Here is a 3,887-nt window from a genome sequence, read left to right as displayed (position 1 = left end):
TTGGCTATCACAATGCCCCTGATTTAAAGCATCTCTCAGTGATTCGAAATTTCTTTGCTCATAATGATGGAAAATATTATGAATATAAGGATGTTAAGAATAAACCTGATACTGAAAGAGATAAAAAGGAAAGGCGCACCCTTTTAGCGTTTGAACAAGCTACAGCAGAATTTTCAGGGATTTCTCTCAACGACTTCAACTCCATAACTATGGATGAAAGCTTCCTTCCTGAAGCGATTGATGTACTGGAATCATTCGCAAGAACGTTATCAGACGCAATTACGCATTACGGAAATCATAAACTAAAGACCACATCACCTTAATGTTTGTGTAGGGGCGGTGACCTGCTCCCCGTTATTCATACAGAATGCTATTTATAATGTCTGCTCCTCGCTCATAGCCGACAGTGATCAATTTATCGGCAAGTTAGTGCCGGAAATGGGCATTGCTTAATTAAAGATATATACATCTAAGAAGTGCGAGTCATTGAGGGCTGAATATCAACGATATTAGTGACTGCTACAATCGACTCAGATCAGCGCAGGCTCCACACAGACAATATAACGCAGCCGTTTAAGCTGCGTTATAGTTAAAGCCGTTTAAGAGCTTAACTCACCATACTTATAGGATGCGGTGACACCCCCGTCGATCAAGATATCGCTTCCACTGACGTAAGTACCATTAGGTCCAAATAAAAACTCAGCAAGTGCGCCAATTTCATCTGGTGTACCACCACGGCCAGCGGGTGATTTTGAAAGCATATTTTGATAAAACTCTCCGCGTTCAACACTATTGAGTTCATCATAGGCCAGTGGCGTATAAATAATTCCGGCACTGATGCAGTTTATTCTGGCTCCACGCTTTCCCCATTTCACGGCTTCGGCCATCACGCGTAATGCATTTCCTCGCTTGGAAATTTGGTAAGCATATAAACTGTCGTCAATATCTTTAACTAAAGGCAAATTAAGTAATTCTTCAGGCACTAAGGTTGCCAGCGCATCTGCTTCATATTGAGTAAGTGCATCAACATTTAGTCGATGACTTGATTGCGAACCAATGACAACAGCCGACCCACCTTTTGCAATAACTTTGCCAAATTCTTCAAACACTACTGCTGTACCGTATAGGTCGACTTTGATGATGTCCTGTGCTTTTGCCTGAGAAGGGGATAGCCCAGCGGTATGAATGACACCTTTTATTTCCCCTATCCCAGTGGCCTGTTTAACTAAATCCTGAATTGACTGGCGTGAACTGACATCGACATAGCTGGTACTGACTTCGAAACCGGCTCGGGACAAGACGGTTTCTGCTTCTTTGGCAACCTCAGGTTTAATATCGGCCAATAAAATATGCTTACCCACACTCACTCTACGTGCAATCGCTTGTGCAATAGAGCCGCTACCTGTAACGACAATAATCTGTTTCATAAGCATCCTCTCTGGTCTGAATTTTATACATTTTTTTAAATTATATTGGTTGAATATCAGTCCACATAAAGTCAGACAATCTTTCAGAAATTAGCCATTTACCATTGTTGAAAACATAACGGTCTTGATATCGGACACCACTTGTTTGTTTTATGCGCTGCCCATTTTCTTCTTTGATTAACACAACCTGACAATATGCAATACCTTTGGCGCTATCCCCATCAATCTCTAGTGTTTGCTGACCATTGAGATGATAAACCACCGAAAACTGCACCAGATAACCGCTGAAGGCTTCAAGGATTTGTTGATGGCCGTTTAAATCAAAAACCTCCTTACCCTCCATCACAACATTGATATGTGCATTAGGTGTAAATAGAGCCATTTGTGCCGCAACATTTTTCTCATCAGCCAGGTTAGAAAATGTATCAACTAATTCTCTAAGTGCCAGACGGTGAGCGATCTCTTGGTTTTCCATACTTGATTCCTTAATAAATCTACAGTGACTAACATGTATGCCGGGGTAAGGGGACTTGATTCGCTGTTCTAATAGAATTGATTATCCTCCCATTATTATCATCGGTATATGAATTAAATGTGCTTTCAGAATTCATTTTTTAAACATAATATGACGACTCACTCCCCACTATCATGGCCACTTCTATGCTGGACAAACTTGAAGCATTAAAAATTTTTTGCACTGCCGCAGAGACACTGAAGTTCAGAGAAACGGCGGTGCGTTTAGGGGTCGCCCCGCAACTTGTTACCCGGGCTATTTCTGAACTTGAAAAACAGCTCGGTGAAATGTTGTTTTTGCGCAATACCCGACAAATGAGATTAACTCCTTTTGGTCAAAGGTTTTGGCCAAAAGCAGAGTTGTTACTGTCGGAAAGTGAGGCTCTGTTTACTGCACACCAAAATCACAGGCTCGAAGACATGTCCGGCAGCGTGCGCATCACTCTTCCGCCACTTTTTGAAAACCAGGATATTTTACGGCGTTTGTTTCGGCATCTGATGAATTATCCGCAACTCAATATCGAATGGTTACCGAGCGATGTACATCTCAATATTATCGATGAGCAAATAGATATTGGGATCAGAATTGGCGCCGTCCCGGATAATCGTTTTATAGTAAAAACAATACGTCCTGTTGGTGTGAATATTGTTGCTACACCAGATTTAATAGAGCGAGGCGGGATGCCAGAATCTCTGCGTGAACTGCAATTTAATCACCCCCTCAGTGCGCTAAATAACAGTAATTCTGGCCGCGTCTGGCCCTGGCAATTTGCGGATGGCAGCAGCTTTTTTCCGGTCCAGCCGTCGTTTATTGCTGCAGACATTCGGAGTGAATTATCCGCAGCATTGGCTGGCAGAACTTACAGCCAGTTACCCGATATTTTAGTCAGGCCATTTTTACAACGGGGAGAGCTGGTCAATATTTTTCCCGAATTAAATTATCAACCCTGGCAGCTATATATTTTCCGTCCGCACCAGCCTTTACTTCCTGCGAGAGTCCGTCTTGTCTTTGATTTATTAACGGAAATTCTAAAAGAGCTGTTCAGAGATTGATATTGATTATGGTTTGCGCGAAGATCTTCCCAATTTGAATTATTTGATGCGGGAAATCCCCAGGCTCTCATGTAAATACAAATCAGGGGTCATCACCATGCGGTTAATTAAATCAGAGATACTTAGCCGAGATACACTCGTGCCCTGAAATGGGTCACCTTTATGAGTGAGCGTATAATCCACATCGCTGCTATTGGTAAACCAGCCGGGGCGAATCAGTGTGTAATCCAGTCCAGAATATTCCACAACCTCCGCTGATTCACGGTACGGGGCAAGAATATTTCCGTACTTTTCACCCGGCACTTCGTCGTAAATACCCATTGAGCTAATAAAAATCAATCGTTTGACGGCGGTCGCTTTCATCGCTTTTACAACGCTTACGGCTTGTTCCTGCATGTTACCTGCCAGATTGGCATAAACGATATCCTGTCCAACCATCGCGCCTTCAAGGCAACGAGAATCGAGCACATCCCCTTCAATTATATTTACCCTTGAAGGAGCATGGTTTTTCAATCGTTCGGCCCGCCGTAAATAGAGTGTCAGTCGGGCTTCACTGTTATCCAGTAAATATTGGGTTGCTACGCGAGCGAGAGAACCGGCGGCTCCCAGAATCAAAACGTTGGTCATTCTTGTACCTCATCAATCAACATAGGCAAATTGTAATGAGGATGATTATGATTGTATGTGGATTTATTTTGCATTTAGTATTCACGATTGATGAATAATAAATGAAACAGCGTACTTGCCAGAAACAGTACACGTATAGCTTGTAGCGGAAGTAACAGCGTCCGCTGTTCGCTCACAGCGGACGTTTTCCAACTACCACTGCGGAGAAAATGGAAACCGTCATTCTTGCTGCACTTGAAGTCTAAGTGTTCCAGTCATTCGAACCGA

The 3,887-nt window shown here is 42.8% G+C and carries 4 protein-coding genes and 1 pseudogene; 2 read left to right on the top strand and 3 right to left on the bottom strand.

All coding sequences use genetic code 11. The features are described 5' to 3' along the window. Window positions 1-323, top strand: a pseudogene (locus M977_RS25575) (hypothetical protein); the annotation flags it as partial. 276 nt (window positions 324-599) lie between these two features. Here the strand turns inward: M977_RS25575 and M977_RS23000 are convergent. Together M977_RS23000 and M977_RS22995 are read right to left on the bottom strand one after the other, a co-directional pair. After that, complete coding sequence (locus tag M977_RS23000; protein ID WP_064519247.1) at window positions 600-1,427, bottom strand: SDR family oxidoreductase; 828 nt, start codon at window positions 1,425-1,427, stop codon at window positions 600-602. A gap of 40 nt (window positions 1,428-1,467) precedes the next feature. Beyond that, window positions 1,468-1,902 carry a nuclear transport factor 2 family protein gene (locus M977_RS22995; protein WP_064519244.1) on the bottom strand — a complete coding sequence of 145 codons (435 nt, stop codon included), beginning with the start codon at window positions 1,900-1,902 and terminating at the stop codon, window positions 1,468-1,470. A gap of 185 nt (window positions 1,903-2,087) precedes the next feature. Here M977_RS22995 and M977_RS22990 point away from each other — a divergent pair, with 185 nt between their 5' ends. Then, window positions 2,088-2,993 (top strand): LysR family transcriptional regulator, encoded by a 906-nt coding sequence (locus tag M977_RS22990; RefSeq protein WP_064519241.1) that lies wholly within the window; start codon window positions 2,088-2,090, stop codon window positions 2,991-2,993. A 39-nt stretch (window positions 2,994-3,032) separates the two neighbouring features. On the opposite strand, the gene M977_RS22985 is transcribed toward M977_RS22990, so the two are convergent. Then, window positions 3,033-3,620: an NAD(P)H-binding protein gene (locus M977_RS22985; RefSeq protein WP_064519238.1), complete on the bottom strand. Its 588-nt coding sequence runs from the start codon at window positions 3,618-3,620 to the stop codon at window positions 3,033-3,035. Between the last annotated feature and the right edge of the window lie 267 nt (window positions 3,621-3,887).

Origin of the sequence: Buttiauxella gaviniae ATCC 51604 (assembly GCF_001654835.1) — a bacterium.
Classification (GTDB): Bacteria; Pseudomonadota; Gammaproteobacteria; order Enterobacterales; family Enterobacteriaceae; genus Buttiauxella; species Buttiauxella gaviniae.
Note: the sequence above shows the minus strand (reverse complement) of the source record. Positions and strands in the feature narration are given on the sequence as shown.

Coding starts and splice junctions, on each gene's coding strand:
- M977_RS23000 (WP_064519247.1), bottom strand. CDS start 1,427: ATGAAACAGATTATTGTCGTTACAGGTAGCGGCTCTATTGCACAAGCG.
- M977_RS22995 (WP_064519244.1), bottom strand. CDS start 1,902: ATGGAAAACCAAGAGATCGCTCACCGTCTGGCACTTAGAGAATTAGTT.
- M977_RS22990 (WP_064519241.1), top strand. CDS start 2,088: ATGCTGGACAAACTTGAAGCATTAAAAATTTTTTGCACTGCCGCAGAG.
- M977_RS22985 (WP_064519238.1), bottom strand. CDS start 3,620: ATGACCAACGTTTTGATTCTGGGAGCCGCCGGTTCTCTCGCTCGCGTA.